The sequence below is a fragment of the Robertmurraya siralis genome (assembly GCF_005502275.1).
In the GTDB taxonomy this organism is placed as follows: Bacteria; Bacillota; Bacilli; order Bacillales; family Cytobacillaceae; genus Robertmurraya; species Robertmurraya siralis.
In genome coordinates this window covers 25,107-42,891 of sequence record NZ_SWLZ01000019.1, presented here as the reverse complement: position 1 = coordinate 42,891, position 17,785 = coordinate 25,107, and the positions used below count along the sequence as shown (strand labels likewise).

At 39.1% G+C, this 17,785-nt stretch carries 15 protein-coding genes; 7 read left to right on the top strand and 8 right to left on the bottom strand.

Annotated features, from left to right (window positions below):
- Positions 1-556: 556 nt before the first annotated feature.
- The 6 genes from FCJ93_RS18095 (at position 557) to rpsI (ending at position 4,813) form a co-directional block, all read left to right on the top strand.
- Complete coding sequence (locus tag FCJ93_RS18095; protein ID WP_137744325.1) at positions 557-1,396, top strand: energy-coupling factor ABC transporter ATP-binding protein; 840 nt, start codon at positions 557-559, stop codon at positions 1,394-1,396.
- Entirely contained in the window at positions 1,372-2,241 is an 870-nt protein-coding gene (locus FCJ93_RS18090; RefSeq protein ID WP_137744324.1) for an energy-coupling factor ABC transporter ATP-binding protein, read from the top strand. The genes FCJ93_RS18095 and FCJ93_RS18090 overlap by 25 nt, the downstream gene beginning before the upstream one ends.
- Positions 2,238-3,035, top strand: coding sequence for an energy-coupling factor transporter transmembrane component T family protein (locus FCJ93_RS18085; protein ID WP_095313772.1), 798 nt, complete (start codon positions 2,238-2,240; stop codon positions 3,033-3,035). The genes FCJ93_RS18090 and FCJ93_RS18085 overlap by 4 nt, the downstream gene beginning before the upstream one ends.
- Before the next feature lie 15 nt (positions 3,036-3,050).
- The gene (gene truA / locus FCJ93_RS18080; protein WP_095313775.1) at positions 3,051-3,821 is read left to right on the top strand and encodes a tRNA pseudouridine(38-40) synthase TruA; all 771 of its coding nucleotides are present in this window, start codon (positions 3,051-3,053) and stop codon (positions 3,819-3,821) included.
- Positions 3,822-3,964: 143 nt separating this feature from the next.
- A complete protein-coding gene (rplM, locus tag FCJ93_RS18075; protein WP_137744323.1) occupies positions 3,965-4,402 on the top strand; it encodes a 50S ribosomal protein L13 in 438 nt (145 codons plus the stop codon).
- 18 nt (positions 4,403-4,420) lie between these two features.
- Entirely contained in the window at positions 4,421-4,813 is a 393-nt protein-coding gene (gene rpsI, locus FCJ93_RS18070; RefSeq protein ID WP_019157118.1) for a 30S ribosomal protein S9, read from the top strand.
- Positions 4,814-5,161: 348 nt separating this feature from the next.
- Here the strand turns inward: rpsI and FCJ93_RS18060 are convergent, their stop codons facing one another.
- The 8 genes from FCJ93_RS18060 to FCJ93_RS25505 all read right to left on the bottom strand — a co-directional run bounded on the left by FCJ93_RS18060 (position 5,162) and on the right by FCJ93_RS25505 (position 15,431).
- Positions 5,162-5,488, bottom strand: coding sequence for an SH3 domain-containing protein (locus tag FCJ93_RS18060; RefSeq protein ID WP_268951603.1), 327 nt, complete (start codon positions 5,486-5,488; stop codon positions 5,162-5,164).
- Between the two features lie 225 nt (positions 5,489-5,713).
- Positions 5,714-6,172 carry a DinB family protein gene (locus FCJ93_RS18055; RefSeq protein ID WP_235879537.1) on the bottom strand — a complete coding sequence of 153 codons (459 nt, stop codon included), beginning with the start codon at positions 6,170-6,172 and terminating at the stop codon, positions 5,714-5,716.
- A gap of 515 nt (positions 6,173-6,687) precedes the next feature.
- Positions 6,688-7,428, bottom strand: a complete 741-nt coding sequence (gene map / locus FCJ93_RS18050; protein ID WP_095313789.1) for a type I methionyl aminopeptidase — start codon at positions 7,426-7,428, stop codon at positions 6,688-6,690.
- A gap of 136 nt (positions 7,429-7,564) precedes the next feature.
- A complete protein-coding gene (gene hpaB / locus FCJ93_RS18045) occupies positions 7,565-9,019 on the bottom strand; it encodes a 4-hydroxyphenylacetate 3-monooxygenase, oxygenase component (RefSeq protein ID WP_095313791.1) in 1,455 nt (484 codons plus the stop codon).
- A 564-nt stretch (positions 9,020-9,583) separates the two neighbouring features.
- Positions 9,584-11,161, bottom strand: a complete 1,578-nt coding sequence (locus FCJ93_RS18040; RefSeq protein ID WP_095313793.1) for a SagB family peptide dehydrogenase — start codon at positions 11,159-11,161, stop codon at positions 9,584-9,586.
- Positions 11,162-11,185: 24 nt separating this feature from the next.
- On the bottom strand, positions 11,186-13,126 hold the full coding sequence (locus FCJ93_RS18035) for a TOMM precursor leader peptide-binding protein (protein ID WP_095313795.1): 1,941 nt from the start codon (positions 13,124-13,126) through the stop codon (positions 11,186-11,188).
- The gene (locus FCJ93_RS18030) at positions 13,126-15,087 is read right to left on the bottom strand and encodes a putative thiazole-containing bacteriocin maturation protein (protein ID WP_095313797.1); all 1,962 of its coding nucleotides are present in this window, start codon (positions 15,085-15,087) and stop codon (positions 13,126-13,128) included. Before FCJ93_RS18030 ends, FCJ93_RS18035 begins: the two co-directional genes overlap by 1 nt.
- A 146-nt stretch (positions 15,088-15,233) precedes the next feature.
- Positions 15,234-15,431 (bottom strand): heterocycloanthracin/sonorensin family bacteriocin, encoded by a 198-nt coding sequence (locus tag FCJ93_RS25505; RefSeq protein WP_408014805.1) that lies wholly within the window; start codon positions 15,429-15,431, stop codon positions 15,234-15,236.
- A gap of 641 nt (positions 15,432-16,072) precedes the next feature.
- Between FCJ93_RS25505 and FCJ93_RS18020 the strand changes: the two genes are divergently transcribed.
- The gene (locus tag FCJ93_RS18020) at positions 16,073-17,758 is read left to right on the top strand and encodes a serine hydrolase domain-containing protein (protein ID WP_095313801.1); all 1,686 of its coding nucleotides are present in this window, start codon (positions 16,073-16,075) and stop codon (positions 17,756-17,758) included.
- The last annotated feature ends 27 nt before the right edge of the window (positions 17,759-17,785 follow it).

Here is a 17,785-nt window from a genome sequence, read left to right as displayed (position 1 = left end):
ATTCCTCCTTACTTATGAGCGGGAATTATGCTTTACATGTCACGTCTAGCTCACGCACCTCTTTGAAAGGGTTTTTAAAGAGGTGCAGGCTTTATGTAATACACTAGAGCCAATGGAAGACATTTGTTTTGAAAAATAGTGAACTTATTTATATTTTTAAATTGTCTTCGCATACTAAAGGCTCGCCAAAATGGCGAGTTTTCTTTTTTAAGGGAATTATTTCGAACTCTTTAAGAGTGTATTTCCTCCTAGCACAAGGTCGCCAAAGACTAACAAATACAGGTCCCAGTAAAAATCAGTATTTCGGTTTTACAACTTACGATAAGTCAACAGCAGGTTCCCTTTATTGTTTGTATGGCGAAGAACACTAAGGAACGATACGAGCTTTAATTGCTTTGAAGGCGCCATGCGCTTTTGTCCTTTAACTAGGAAACATCATTTCGCCCCTCTTTTTTTCTCCTCAGTACCCAATCCTTATTTAAAAAATGGTATAGTAGATTTCGTTAAGAGTTTAGAAAAGAATAGTAAAGTGAAGCGGAGTTGAGAGGAGGATATTATGAATAAACCACTAGTGTCAATCGAGCATGTACATTTTAAATATGAAGGACAAGAGGAATATGCCCTTAAGGACGTATCCTTACAAATATATGACGGTGAATGGCTAGCGATCGTTGGACATAATGGTTCAGGAAAATCAACACTAGCTAAGCTTTTAAATGGCCTCCAATATCCTGAAAAAGGAAGGATTCAAATAGGAGAATTGGAATTGACGGAAGACACGGTTTGGGAAACACGAAAATTGATCGGAATGGTTTTTCAAAATCCAGATAATCAATTTGTGGGTACTACTGTTCAGGATGACGTCGCCTTTGGTTTAGAGAATAACGGTATTCTCCGGGAAGAAATGGTAGAGAGGGTGGAAAACTCTTTAAAACAGGTGCAAATGGAAGCATTTTTGCAACAGGAACCCCATCAGTTGTCAGGCGGTCAAAAACAGCGTGTAGCCATTGCAAGTGTTATTGCGCTCCGTCCGCAAATTATTGTGTTGGATGAAGCAACTTCGATGCTGGACCCACGGGGAAGAGAAGAAGTCCTTAATGTTATTCGAGAGCTGAAGGAAGATCATGATATGACAGTGATCTCCATTACCCATGATTTAGAAGAGGCGGCAAAGGCAGATCGGATGATTGTCTTAAATCGCGGACAACTATACCGTGAGGGTACGCCTGAGGAAATTTTTCAATTGGATGAGGAATTGGTCAAGCTTGGCTTAGACATTCCATTTCCAGTGAAAATAAGCAAAATGCTGAGGGAAAAAGGCATTCCTGTTAGCAAAAGTTATCTATCAGAGGAAGCGTTGGTGGCACAGTTATGGACATCTCACTCCGGCAAGTAGAATATCGTTATCAAGCAAATTCACCCTTTGAACGTTTGGCCATTGAAAATGTCTCCATTGACATTCCATCGGGAACTTACCTCGCGATTATTGGCCATACGGGCTCAGGGAAATCGACCATTCTTCAGCATTTAAATGCGATTTTGAAGCCTACAAAAGGAAAGGTCGTCATTGGTGAGCGAGAAGTGACCAATGCGAAAAAGCAAAAGAATTTGAAAGAAATTCGTAAAAGAGTCGGGATTGTCTTTCAATTTCCAGAGCATCAGCTCTTTGAAGAAACAGTAGAAAAGGATATTTGTTTTGGACCGATGAATTTCGGCGTTACTGAGGAAGCAGCAAAGAGACGGGCCAGAGAAGCAATTAGACAGGTTGGACTATCAGAAGAAATTCTCCAAAAGTCACCATTCGATCTTTCAGGTGGACAAATGAGGCGTGTCGCAATTGCTGGGGTACTGGCGATGGAGCCGGATGTCATCGTCCTAGACGAGCCTACTGCAGGTCTAGATCCACGCGGACGAAAGGAAATTATGGAGATGTTTTATCAGCTCCATAAAAAACGAAACCTATCTACTGTTCTTGTGACCCATAGTATGGAGGACGCCTCTTTGTATGCGGATCAAATTGTAATTATGCATCGAGGTCAAGTATATAAGAAAGGCACACCGCAAGAAATCTTTCATTCTCCTGAAGGGCTGCTTGAGCTTGGGTTAGACGTCCCTGAAGTCGTTCGATTCCAACAGAAGGTGGAGAAAGCTTTTCAGACAAAGCTGGGCAAAACTTGCTTGACGATTGAAGAGCTGACGGGAGAAATTGAAAAGCTTTTTAAAGGGGGACAACCATTATGATGGATAAAATGATTTTTGGTCGTTATATCCCGGCGGAATCTCCCTTGCACCGAATGGATCCAAGATCAAAACTGATTCTCGTGTTTGCATTCGTTTGTGTTGTGTTTATCGCTAATAATGCCATTACGTATGGCATATTAGTAGTCTACACATTATTTATGGTTCTATCTTCAAAAGTGCCGCTCCACTTTTTGTTCGGAGGATTAAAACTAGTATTTTGGCTCGTCTTATTCACCTTGATCCTACATCTTTTTTTCACGAAGGAAGGGGAGATCATTTTTCAATGGGGCTGGGTTACGATTTATGAAGAAGGCTTAAAGAAGGGAATCTTTATTTCGCTAAGATTTTTCCTTTTAATTTTAATGACTTCATTATTAACATTAACGACGACCCCAATTGAGATTACAGACGGGATCGAAATTTTACTTGACCCGCTGAAGAGGATAAAATTTCCTGTTCATGAATTAGCGCTTATGATGTCCATTTCCTTGCGTTTTATTCCCACTTTGATGCAGGAAACGGATAAGATTATGAAGGCTCAGACAGCTCGCGGAGTAGAGTTTTCAGGAGGGCCGGTGAAGGAACGAATTAAAGCGATTATCCCATTGTTAATCCCGTTGTTTATCGGTTCCTTTAAACGGGCAGAGGAACTGGCGATTGCGATGGAAGCAAGAGGCTATCGTGGAGGCGAGGGACGCACCAGGTACCGTCAGCTTCGTTGGGGACTGGTCGATACATTGATGCTGTTATTGCTTGTTGTAATAGCGGTAGCGCTATTCTTTTTCAGATCATAAGGAGAAGGAGAAAATATGCAGAGGTTAAAATGTGAGCTGGCTTATGATGGTTCAGCCTTTTCAGGTTATCAAATCCAACCGAATAAACGTACCGTGCAGGGTGAGCTAGAACAGGCATTACTAAAGCTTCATAAAGGACAGGTAGTAAAGGTGTATGCTTCAGGACGCACTGATGCCGGTGTCCATGCCAGAGGTCAAGTCATTCATTTTGACACTCCGCTGCAGATCCCAGGGGAAAGGTGGAGTGTCGCTCTGCAGACTCTCCTTCCGGACGATATCTCAATCCTTGCTGTGACAAAGGTTGCGCCTACTTTCCATGCCCGTTTTGATGTGACGGCGAAAGAATATCGTTATCTTGTCTATAGAGAGCAAGCGCATGATCCTTTTCGTCGCAACTTTGCTTATCATTATCCCTATTCCATTGATATTGCGGCCATTAAGGCTGCTAGTCGCCACTTGCTCGGCGTTCATGATTTTTCGAGCTTTTGCTCAGCTAAAACAGAGGTTGAGGATAAGGTTAGGGAAATGTATGAGATTGAGGTAATGGAGGATGGAGGATTCCTTGTTTTCCGCTTTGTTGGGAATGGTTTCCTTTACAATATGGTTAGAATATTGGTAGGGACATTGCTACAGGTTGGAGCTGGGAAAATTGCAGTGGCGGATATTCCAGCTATCCTCGCAAAGAAAAATCGGATTTATGCAGGCAAGACCGCACCGCCGCAGGGGCTGTACTTGTGGAAAGTGTTTTATGAATCATGTATAACAACTTGTCCTGGTGTCAAATAACTTCTTGACATATGGAGTACAGTGTTTTATCATAATATGGTATGTATTTTAATCCCACGATAAGCCCCGGAACTTATTGTGATAAAGAATATACGAACATGAAAATGAATTTTTGAAAATGAACAATTTTAGGAGGGTAACTCATGCGTACAACGTTTATGGCTAACGCTAACAATATCGAACGTAAATGGTACGTAGTAGATGCTGCAGGCAAGACTTTAGGTCGTCTTACTTCTGAAGTAGCGTCTATTCTACGTGGTAAACATAAACCAACTTTCACACCACATGTTGACACTGGTGATCATGTAATCATTATCAATGCTTCTCAAATCGAATTGACTGGTAAGAAGCTTACTGACAAAATCTACTACCGTCATTCCATGCACCCAGGCGGATTAAAGACTAGAACGGCGCTTGAAATGCGTACAAACTACCCTGAAAGAATGCTTGAGCTTGCTATTAAAGGTATGCTTCCAAAGAATTCTTTAGGTCGTCAAATGTTCAAGAAATTACACGTTTATGCTGGAGCAGAGCATCCACATGAAGCACAAAAACCTGAAGTTTGGGAACTTCGCGGATAATTAAGGGAGGATTTATAAATGGCACAGGTTCAATACATTGGTACTGGTCGTCGTAAGAGTTCCGTTGCAAGAGTTCGTTTAGTTCCAGGCAATGGTAAAATTACGGTGAACGATCGTGATATTACAGATTACATTCCATTCGAAGCACTACGTGAAGTAGTGAAGCAACCGTTAAATGCTACTGAAACACTTGGTAGCTATGATGTTCTAGTTAACGTTAAAGGTGGCGGCTATACTGGTCAAGCTGGCGCAATCCGCCATGGTATCGCACGTGCGTTGCTTCAAGCTGACCCAGAATTCCGTCCAACTCTTAAGCGTGCTGGACTATTAACTCGTGACGCTCGTATGAAGGAACGTAAAAAATACGGCCTTAAAGGTGCTCGTCGTGCACCTCAGTTCTCAAAGCGTTAAGATATTGGGAATTATTAAACCCTCAACCACGCATGGTTGGGGGTTTTTACTTTATATGCGTTGCTTTAAAATCGTTGAAAATCGCACATGTAATATACACATTTTTTATAGAGAAAGCAGCCTTTCTCATAGTGTTCAATTGCTATGAGTAGCTGCTCTATGCCCTTATGTGTATATACTTTATCCGAAATATCTTTAGAATCATAACGCATTATTCACATTATTCTGGGCTGAATCATTGCTTCTTGTCAGGATGAGAAGTAGCCAAGATATTCGTATTTCTGTTACCGTTATTGTATTTAAATAAAAAATCAGGCATTTCACCTGATTTATAGTTAGCTTTTTCTTCTATTCAGATAAACATGAGGTAGGTATCCAACCAAACTCACCTTTTTCTGTTTTACAGTATGTCCAATCATTTAAATGCTTTATTCCAAACAATACTTCTTCTGGATATGCGGTTAACTCATGAGCAGAATAGTCCTGAGTAATTCTTGATATTCCCGCGTTATTAGGAGGAGTTAAAATTTGTTTTGGAACCCAGCCTTCTTTTTGAGTGTCTAGAGATGTGCAAAAAATCCAGTTTGGAAATTGTGTATCTTCTTTTCCAAATAATACTTTTTGATCTTTCTTTAAGACAATGGGATCAGGATAGTTTGATACATGTTTTTTTATTACAGTATATTTTCTCAGAACAATACATCTCCTTTTTAATCCTTATAATAAATCGAAAGTGAGATTAAACAACTACTTATTTTGTATTAAGTTTACTAGGTTATTTGAGCTTATTAGGGATAATCCTAAGAAGCTTGCTAGAAGAGTACAAATTCCCCCCACTTTCTAGAGATGAATATTACAGAGCTTTATTGATGGACGAAACGCTCCCCTCCTGTAACAATATTAAAATAAAGGTTTTTGAAAACTGTTAAGACTTGCAATAACTGCAATTTGTCCAATATGGTACTTTTCATGTGAATAAACATGATCAAACAGCCAGTTTAGGGTAGGCACTGAAGGTGGCGTCCATCCGTCCGAAAACTTAGGGACTTCAACTAACTTATTTAGTTGCGAATTGTCTAATTTGTGCAGGATATCATCTGTATATTTTCTAATCTGAATATAGCTTTCCAAGATTTCTTTAGTGGAACTGAATTCATTAACATTTAAAATACAATCTTTTTTTAGAGCAACTTCATTAATCCAATAGTCTTCACTGCTACTTATATGAGATATTATCCAAGCAATGTTATTTGGATAAACATCTGATTTCATATACCAATATTCTTCATCAAGATTGGTTAGGTAGGGGATTAAAGTTTTTCTAGGATCGTTTCGAAATGGAAAAAGCAAGAAAAACATCCTTTCTGTTTATATTTATGTTCTAGTTAATTATAAACTTACTAGGCTTACATGTAGGAATTAAAATAAAAAAAATAAAAATTTATGGGTTTAAGTTGGTTTAAATTAACTGTAATCTTATAAAGAACTTAACAGCTTTAAAGCATCAGTTCTTGTCGGTGCTTTTTTATCCACATGAAATCCATTAATAAACCTGTATTTCTCCCTTAAATAATTTGTCAATTTGGTTTAATTCGATGAATTGCACCATAATAACAGATTGATTTGCAACGGGATCCAGCGCCTTTAATAAGTTTCCCTTTGTGCTATTTTTAAAGTATAAGTGAATATAAATTGGTGAAAGGATTTTTCTTTTTGATTTTCCCAAAAAGACATTAAAAAAGAGGAACAGAATGTCCCTCTTTTTTGACAAAACCCTATTAGGTGCTCGGTTGCTCATTTAGCATTGTCCAATCTCCTGATGGGCAAGAGCCCTGTTAAATAGCTACATTGTATCCTATTGTGGTGTAACGCTTTTATAATGTAGTAATAATCGGTCCTTCTTTGGTAAGGATAACCGTATGTTCGTATTGAGCCACAAAGCTTTCATCGGTTAGGAAAGTCCAGCCATCTTCGGATTGGAAAACTTCCTCTTCAAATGTAGAGATCATAGGCTCAAAGGCAATTACTATACCATCTTTTAAAATTTCGTCATCCCATGGAGTAAAGTAATTGAAAATATGATTTGGTTCTTCATGAATTGAACGGCCAACACCGTGCCCAGTAAGATTTTTTATGACTGTTAGGCCATGTTGTTTCGCTACATTGTGTGCAGCTTTACCGAGAGCGCTTTTTCTCGAACCTGGCTTAGCCTTCTTAAGTCCAGCATAGAATGCTTCTTTCGCAACGTCACATATTTTCTGTAAAGTTGTATCTCCTTCTCCTACTACAAAGGAAATGCCGGTATCTGCGAAATAGCCGTTTTTTGAACCGGAAACATCAATATTTACTATGTCCCCTTCTTGAATGGTTCGTTTCCCCGGAATTCCGTGTGCTACTTCTTCATTTATGCTTATGCAAGTATATCCAGGAAAATCGTAAGCACTTTTTGGAGCAGATTGGGCCCCAGCTTTTTCAAACATTTCTTTCGCAATTTCATCAAGTTCTTCTGTGGAAGTTCCAGGCTTTGTACTATAGACTAATTGATCCCGAATTTCTCCACAAATTTTCCCAATTTCTCTTAACCCATCAAAATCCTTTTTCGTTTTTGCAACCAATTTATCTCCTCCCCTTTTAATGTCATATATAATTCAACTTGTTTCTTGCACAAAGTCTAACCCGTTTATTTAACACTGCCTACTTTATATTCCCATATTAGCATGAACAGCTTTCTATTTAAATCGATATTCTTTATCAGTTAGTTTTCCTTTTTAGATTTAAAAATTTAGTAATCTTCTCAACATGTGGTTCTTTTAAATAGCTTCTGTATAAATCGCTGCTCAGTCGTATGGGATCACCAAAAAAATATCTTTCATATTGGGTTTGTCTTGTACCAAAAGGACTCATCGTAAGATCCCATGCTAAACGGAATAGTTTAACTCGATCCTCAGCATCCATGCTATATGCTTGAAGATATTGATCCAGATCTGCTCTAATTTCTGATCCAAAGTCTTTTTCGGTGGGAATTGAAATCATTCCGCTAGCACCGATTAATTGAATAATTTCACAGAAACGGGGATATATTCTAGGGAAAATGTTACTGGCAACTTGCAGTGGTATCATGCTGGGGCACATACATCCCCATTCATCTAATATGGCATCATTTTCTGCCCTTTCTAATAGCGATTTCATGGTTTCAAGGCCTATTATGATTTCTGAAAGTTTTTCTTGTATATGCTGATACTCGACAACATTAATCGCCTCAACGAGGAGTTGTGCCACCCCAAGTATAAATTCTGCTTTTACAATTTGCCTGCTTACTACTTGATGGTACGCAAAAATGTAAAAAGAGCTTTGGGTCATAAAATCTGTAGCTACTTCGACATTATTATAAAAAAATACACGGTCCCATGGAACTAGCGTATTGTCAAAGACAACAATCGAATCCATCTCTTCATATCTTGAGCTTAGGGGATGATTAAAAGAAGATTCTCCTCCTGTAAAGGACTCTCTGCAAATAAATCTTAATCCTTTTGTATTAGAAGGGATGGAAAAGGCAAACGCTTCATCTTTATTAAAATATAATTTTGGCGCAGAAATTACCAATAATTCATCAGTTAAACCGCCCTGAGTAGCGAGGAGGCGGGCACCATTAATAATCAGCCCGTTTTGATTATGTTTAATGACCTTTGCGGAGATAGGCTTCTCAGACATCCCCAAATAAAACTGGGAACGATTCACCTGGGGAGTAATAAATGTATGTGTAAAGGAGAGGTCTTCCTCCATCGCCTTTTTATATAAGGACTGAATGTTCTCAGGAAAACAATTCTCCCTGTTGTTTAAAATTGCTGATGAGGATGCAAAGCTCATAACTGCTGTGTTCATATAATCAGGGCTTCTTCCCATTAAACCATGGGTAGCTCTTGCCCAGTGCTCCATCATTTTTCTTTTCCTTTTTAAATCATCTTTTGTTTTTGGCTGCATATAAGAAAGTCCGATACGTTCCCTTTGACCAGGTAAACAGAAAGTCATTTCATCTTTTAGAATGGGATCATTCTGTAAATCATATAGAGAAGCTTTTGTCTTAAGAACTCCTTTGAAGGCAAAATGCTCAGAAATTCTCCCTTTAATTTTTTCACCATCAAACCAAATTTCGCTTTCTAGCTTATTTAAACGATCAATATATTCTTTTCCGCTAATAATACCCATTTTTTCACTTCCTTTGTTATTTTGGGGGATAAATTGCTTAGTTATGGTTATTGGCATAACCTTGTATCATAATTTAATAGGAATAGGCGGGTATATTTTAAGAATTCCGGTATTTATAAGGACCCCATATATAGGAGGGGCAATGCCAAAACATTAAACAGTTATTCTAAGTGAGGTGGTTATTTGCGGGGTTGGAGATCATAGATGATGGTTCGCCGTTTTTTAAATGTTGCCCAATTGTTACTATTTTTTCTGTATATGGAGAAATATTTAATAAGGGAATGTTTAAGAAGATAAATAGAGACGAAAATTAGAGGAGAAGCGTTAAAAACACGCTTCTCTTTGATAGAGGTACGACACTTTTTTAACAATTAAAGGAAGTATGATCATTATATCAACAATGGAAAGTATAAATAATTATTGTAAATCCTCACCTATATTGTGTCCGTCCTTGTATCCTATACAGTCTATGGATCAACAATATGTTCAACAGGAATTTGAGCCCTACTGAAGCGAGCCTCAGTTCTTAGAATTGTACTTCTAAATTAAAATCTGATCTTTTCCCTAGCTATGCAAACTTCCCTTTAACCAAGCGCGTGGACGGTATGGGCCGATCGGAATTTGAATCAAGCTGGTTTTATCTTTCAAATGGAGCCTGTAAAGATCATCACATTGATTCGCATCAAATCCTAACAATGGATGCCCACCCATTCCTAATGCACCCGACAACAGAAGCATCCGTTGCATGAGTATGCCCGCTTCCATTTGTTGAATACGGTAACCTCTATATCCCAATACCCCCTTAAGGTGTTCTCTGTCTCCAACAATATGCATACAGAGTGGAACTTGATACAAATTTACGTTGGGCATGGTTAATCCAGACTGTAAAGCTTCCCGGAAATCCCCTTTGGCTATTCTCTGTAGTGCATGAGTGCTATTGTCATAAGAATAGGCGCCATTTGGAACTCCCTCTACGTTATAAAAACAGCCAAATAAAGAAGTCCGTGTTTCAATTTGTCCCTGTGTAATGTCAAGATCATTTTGGTATACAAAAGAAAATGTCTCCTTTAATAGAATAGATAATTGTGTAAGGCTCACTTTTCCCAATGTAAAATCGATATCAGGTGAATATCGCTTTCTGCAGGCAGATGCGATATCGTATGAAAAACACTCTGTAATTGGCAATAGGATCAGCTGCGTACCTAAGGAAGCCTCAGTATTGTTTTTGGTTAATTTTATGAAGGACTGTCTTGTTTCAAACATCGATTGTTCATTAAATTCCCTCAGTACAGGATAGTCAATGACTTTATTTGAACGATTATAGGAAGCATGGTGCAACTCTGGAATTTCCCGACACAATTCAGAAGCAGAAACCATTTCTTCACTTTTTTCGTCATCAACACGAGGTATTGATGATTTCTTGCTTAATGGAATAACAGCATATACACTTTCCTCCATTTCGGATAATCCAAGTAAATGATTAATAGATCGATCAAGAAATTGATAACAGACCCGTGTTGAGAACCCCATCATATTGGCAATTTCTAAGCATTGCCCAATTAATCCTCCTGCATCTAACCCTTGGAGTCTGTAAGAAAAATTATTGTATTTATAAAAATTCTTTAAAAAAACAGTCGAGATAAATATGGTGCAAAAACAGTCCGAAATGGGAAGGCCCTTTTCAAGACCTCTAGATAAATAGAAATCGTAAGTTCCTTCTCGTAGTAAAATAAGACGATGATGTGCCACATCGTAATGGTAAATACCATTTGGAATTTCATCCAGTTTTATATATACATATAGTTCATTAGGATACAAAGCTCCTCCTGAGGGAACAAATCTCCTTAACGACTGTTTATAACTTACAAGCTTATCTTTGGTATCATCCATTAACGAAGATTGGGAGTATTGAGTTAAACCGTATACATACCATAAAAAATGACCAAGCTCATCTAGACTAGGGCTTTGGTTATTTTCTTTCTTCTTGAGAGTTGACGGCACTTCCGCAGATAATGGTATCTCTGGCAAGCCACGGTACAATTTATATGGAAGTGGGGCATCTTCCCAATCTATCTTCCAATCTGGATGAAAGAGTTTATCCGTGTCAAAATGCAATTGATGTATAAATGTGTCTAGATCCAAACCTTTTGTCCTCCTACTCTTCCACTATGGGAATGGATGTGGAAATGGATTAAGCTGATCATACGTTAATGGTGTTGGTGCAAAGCCTAGCTGCTTAGGTACCGTGAGCACCCTTTGCAAGCCTTTTACGCGAGTAAGGTGATGTCCAAATGTCATCGGTAACATACCGGGAATAAGTACTTTTACACAGAATAATCCATTCCGTTTAGTGATATCCGTGGTCTGGTCAACCACGATAACATCAAGATTTAAGTCGCGGAACCTCTGTAGAAGATCCTGAAGATCATCTTTTAAATCAGTATTGGCTGGTGGCTCCATAAATTCTTCCGCAAACATTCGTACAGGACGATGATTATCTAATAAAAAATTCAGTCGATCCTCTGCTTCTTTCAAACCGTATAGCATACCATGGTCCTCCATCGTCCGGACTTCGAACGGGTCTTGCAGCATCTTTTGGTATTTCTGTCTGTTCATTTCCAATTTTTCATCATCCCTAAACATCATTCCTGCCAGTTCGTAGATCGAGCTTTTCACTGCTCTTACAGGATCAGGGTTTGCACCAGCTGCACAAATTATATTTACGCCATGGGCTCTTCTGTTTTTTGCCACTGCCCAAACACTTGGAATTCCATGTTCCATCGTTGAGTTGTAAAAATAAAGGTCGTATCCGGCCATTTCAAGAATCCGGTCTACCATTAGCTGTAATTCTTGATCGTTTGCAGAACGAAGATCAAGCCGTGGAAGGGGGAGCTTGGCATACCAGGTTAACAAAAATGAATCTCTTTCAACGACTTCCATTATGGCGTGAAAAATGGCTTCCTCTAAACTTCCGCCTAAAGCACATCCGTTTGAAGTTTCATATACAAAGCCATCCCCACAGCTTAAACTATAATAGGCAAGCAGCTTAGGAACCAAAATAGGTCTCTCTTGCAAAAATGAGTAACCCCAGACCCAATCCATTGGGTCATCAGGATGAAACTTTTTGAATGGGAAATGAGGCAGTTCATATTTTTCAGATTCATGGACACCTACACTTAGTGGATTTAGTGCGTTATTTTTTAATCGGTGATAACTTTCACGAACGACTGTCCTTTTGCCACGGGGCTCGATTCCGCAATATCGCTCCAAGCCTTCCAAAATGGCGGTCATCTCACTGATTTCATAAGTATTAGATCTGCCCGCTACTCCCTCATTTCCTCTAAATAAAGGCATATTCACTAATACATCAGCAAACGGCAGTCTGAAATCCTGCATTTTCCCATTCATAAGCCCGGTGCGAGAATCAAGATAATCTTTGGTTAAAACGGTTTTTAATTCATTCATCGAACGACTGCGATAACTGCTACTATTGACTTTAGGACTGGATTGTAACCGAATTTGAGCTAATTCTGGTGAATCATTAGGCAAATTACTGCAAATCGGGCACGATGGGTCAGGCAGGAAAAAATGGTGAGAGCTTGATAATGTTTTCAGGTTCAGAATGAACATTTTTTCTTTTAAGTTGCTGGGTTCTCCTTGAATAATCCTCCGCACTTCATTCGTTAGTAAATTTGCCATTTGGTAAAAACCTGTTCGTGATCCCCAGGCATCTCGCCGTACATCTTCTTCTGCTGTTATTCTCTCTTGTAATTCCCACATTTCTTGACGATCGGGAGCTGCTGTTATACGTCTGATATCAGCACAGCAAGAACATCCCGGTGTGTCTGGAGGTACGAACGGTCCAATGATTCCTTCCCCAAACAAAACGAAGCCTCGAAGCCACGGGATACCTGCATTTCTAAATTTTTCTTCCGCTTTTTGATGAACCGATGGGTACCAGGAATCGTGAAGTACGAGCGCTAGTTTTGTTTCCATTGGAATATCTTCTACTAAACTTAAGCGCTTAATGGAAAAGCTTCCGGATAATTGAGTATAGACTAGATCCGATAATAAACCCTTTCCTTCTATGGTGATTTGGGCTGTCATTAGGAATCCTCCCCTCGAACCTGTACACCAAATACCCCTGATAGTTCCTGTTGTAAAAAAGGTTCGAACGAAAGATCATAGACCACTAACCGTTCCCTGCGTTCTTTTAAAACCTGAATGGAAGATCGTAGTAGCTCCAACTGAGTCATTTCATCACAAGAAGGAATGTGGAGTTTAAATTCCCTTTTTTCTAGCAAATTAGATCTTTCCGTTTCAGGTCCCTCAATTTCTGAAATTCCCTGGTTTTGAGTATTTAAAAGTGCGAGTTGTAACGCATTTCGTAATGCAAGCGTTATATTTAAACCAGCTTTCGTGTAATAACGATCATTCGACCTTACCCGAATGACAGGGAAACCTAGAACATCCTCTTTTAAATCGATGACCGGTGGCCCATTTAAGGTGGTTAGTGAACTTAAGTAATATTTGCAATACTGATCTTCCACGGACCCGAGCTGCAAATCTAAAATTGTGTCTTGTTGCTTTTCCTCCCGTTCTGTTAATTCTTGATCTAAATATTTTTGGAGCCCTCGACAAACGGCCTGTTCGATTGTTTCTCCTGCACCTATCCCCATAAACCCTTCCGGAATATTCGAATCAACATCATGATTCCGATTTTTGAATCCCTTAGCATGTGAATCGATCAAATGTGAAACATACATTTCAATGCCAGTTAACCCGGCATTTTTTTTGGCTTCCTCATGTGTGAAACCGGCACAAATCACTTCTGAAAGAAGTGGTGCTGGTCCGTTAGTCAAAGGGTTTACTGCCTGAACATAGCATTGTGACAGAGGAAGCTGTGTCAAATTTCGTTCCTCCCATGAATGAAAAATTCCTATTTCTTTAGAAGTCAGCCGACTAAAATATTCTAATAATTTGCTAGGTGGAGCATTTCTGTTAGATTCATGTTCAATCTTTACATCAAGGTCTGCTACCAGTCTGGGGGTTAAATTTATAGATGTTACTAATGGATGTGCAATGAATGATAACCAATTCCCTTCCAATGTTTCAAGGTCAAGCAGGTAAATTTGATTACTTTGAGTCTCTCCAATTCCTGCTGCTTTCTTGAAAAATTCAAATACAAGGCAATTTGCGAGGATGGCCCCTGATACTGAAGAGTAGTTGTTAGGCTTCTGGTCTATCTGCACGGCAGATTGATGAAGGCGGCGCCAAGCAGATTCCCAGCACCCATCTGATTCAGGATGAACAACTGGACCGGATAGCCCTACTTGCCCTAAACATACGGCAGGAAGGAATCCTTTTCCTATTTCCTTACAGATAACATTAAGATTTCTTAGTTCATTTATATTCCCATCCTGCGAGACATAAAGAACCCACTCATATGGCTCCACAGCTTGCTTCCATAAACGCTCGTGGTTTCCTTTTTCAAGTTTAACCTCCTTAACCTCTACCTCGGAGTCTACATCATGAGCTTTCTGCACGATCTCATAAATCCTTGGTCGATTTGTCGGGATTGATTCTGTTACCAGAAAATTGAATTTTGGTAATCCCGATTCCATTAATGCACCTACCAATGAAACTAGGATGGGACCAGCTCCGACGACCAGAACTTTAGTTTGACGGAATTCTTGAAAGTGGTACGCACCAGAATCAACAAAGTTTTCAATAAATTCAATTTGCGAAGCATATTTTGCCAGAACTGTAGAATTTAATTGATGTGGTTGAGCCTTACTTACATCTCGAACAAAGCCATTCTCGTATAACGTTTCTCCAATTTCATAAACTCTTTTTTTGTAAGGGGCGGTTAGTCCGTCCGTTAATTCTTCCAATGTTTGTTCCCCATTAAACATCGGCATCAGTGTTTCAATCCACTGATAGATAGTGCTGCCTTTCATACGAAATGAGCTTTCGTTATTTCTAAAATACACACCACCTTCTGAATCAGGAAGATAAAATGTATCTCTTTTTACCTTTAGACGTGTGGAACCGTTTAATTTTGTCATTCAACTCCTCCTTGCTTCTAATCGATTCGAGCTATGTATTACCATTCTATGTAACTTTATTTGTCCCTTATGAATAGCCAAAAAGTAATGTCCCCGCAATTTCATGCAAGGACACAATTTAATTCCCTAAAATTTTGTCAAGAGCATTAACCCCAACAGCGGAAGCAACTGGAACATCTAAAGCAGTTAAAGCAATTGAAACAGCTAAAACATCTAAAGCAGCTAAAACATCTAAAGCATCTAAAACCTCCGCACCGACCAAAGCCTCCGAATTGTTCAAATTGACGTGCATTCTCACCATAAGGGTCCAGATGATTTAGCTCACTAACCTGGTATGGAGACATTTCCAAGTTTTGCAATTGGTTTTGAAAATTATACATTTTTTCTTCTCCTTTGTATTTATTATCAGGTTTAAACTGATACGATGGAGAGATGAATTAGACTACAATTTGAGTGGGCATCAAGCTCATCAGACAATTCATACTCTCATCAACAAAATATGATTCTATTTAGGCCGTTGTTACTAATGTCAAAGCCTAAAAACAAAGCAGACTAATATATGGAAGCTTTTTTTCGGACTACATACATAAAAGGTTACAGAGTATAAAACAAAAAATAAAATTTAGGTTGAAACTAAGCCTATCCTATTCGATTTCCAAAATTAATGAGCAAAAACGTATTACTTGGAGCGTTTGTTCGTTTCAAAATGAAAGGAATACTTGCGAAGACATCAGTAAGGTTTTCTTTTTTCAGATTAGAGGAGTATTGAAATAAAATTTTATGCATTTGTCAGAAATTTTAAAAAATAATTCCGATGACGCAATTCTTTTGTCCTGTAAAACGATATGATATGGGACCTATGTGGTATAGACTACTATACATCATTGCCTATATGCTTTTATATATAGACTGTAAGCGCTGTCGGCCTTGTCGTATATTAGGAGAGATCTTGCCTACAATGATTTAAAAGGATGAAGGAGGACATATGAACAGAAAAACGTTTATGATCACAGTTGTTTGTACAATGCTGCTAGGCACCTCTACAGCTTTTGCGGACATTGGCCATCCTTATGCTCCAACGATTGAAAAGCACGAAAAATCCTCATTTCCATTTCAGAAGCCACACCCTGTCTTTACCTGGAACTCAAAAATCATTCCTGTTTCGAGCAAGCTTCATCCAAGCTCAATACGGGGAGCCGGAATGGTAGAATTCCCACTTCAGCAAATTGATCATGTAATGAATGAAGCGATTTCGCAAAAATTAATGCCTGGAGCGGTCACCTTTGTGGCGCGAGCTGGAAAAATTGTCAAACATGACGCATTCGGCTACTCTGCCCAATATACTGACGGTCATTTTTCTGAAATGGAAAAACCGCTCGTTATGAAAAAAGATACTATTTTTGATTTAGCCTCAATTAGTAAAATTTTTACTGCGACAGCTGTGATGATTCTTTTTGAGGAAGGTTTGTTTCATCTTGATGATCCGGTGGCGGCACATATACCGGAGTTTGCTGCAAACGGAAAGGAAAATGTAACGATTCGTCAGCTGTTGACCCATACATCAGGATTTGTTTCATGGATTCCTATATATACTGAAGGAAATTCCCGGGAAGATAGGCTGAAGCTGGTATTAAACCAACCGTTGAAAAACCCGCCAGGAACAACGTACGAATACAGTGATTTAAATATGATTACGTTAGGAATTTTAATTGAACATCTGTCCGGCCAACGTCAAGATGATTTTGTCCGGGAGCATATTACAGAACCCTTAGGAATGAAAGATACAATGTATAATCCACCAGCCTCATTGAAAAGTCGCATTGCTGCGACAGAGTACCAAGCTGTACCGAATCGTGGTCTTGTCTGGGGAGAGGTTCATGATGAAAACGCGTGGTCTTTAGATGGAGTTGCTGGACATGCAGGTGTCTTTTCAACTGCAAACGATTTGGCAAAGCTTGCCCATATTTTTATTAACAAAGGAAAGTATGGCGGAAAGAGGATATTGAAGCCAGAAACAGTAGAGCTGTTGTTGGAGAATCAAACGGAAGAATTCGCAGGAAATGACCACGGTCTTGGTTGGGAATTAGGTCAAGGCTGGTATATGGATGCTCTAACAGAAGGAACCTATTCTTTTGGACATACAGGGTATACGGGGACTTCAATTGTTGTAAGCCCAAACAATAAAACAGTAGCAATCTTGCTAACCAATCGCGTCCATCCATCAAGGGATATGGGCTCAATCAATCAAACTCGTCGTTTATTTGCAAGACATGTAGCTGATTCGATTCCGGTCTCGATTCCGGGTAAAGGTGGTGCGTGGTTTGCAGGATACGGCGATATGCTCAACCGTACGATGGAAACTAAGCTTCATTTATCCAAGGACGCTAAGCTCACCTTCTCTACATGGCATATGATTGAGAATGTTTGGGATGTGGGTTCTATAGAAATTTTTAGAGAGGGCCGTTGGCAGCAGCTTGCTGTATTAACGGGAATAAGTAATGGCTGGGAGAAGAAGGAATTGGAAATACCTAGAGATGCAACGAAATTACGATTTGTTTATCGAACAGATGGCTCAACGAATTTACGCGGCTGGTATATTAAAAATCCAAAGCTAGATTCAGGAAGGAAGCTTTCCTTTGCGATAAATGAGTGGGAGCTAAGGAACTATTAAATGAAGAAAATGACTGGAGGAGAAAAA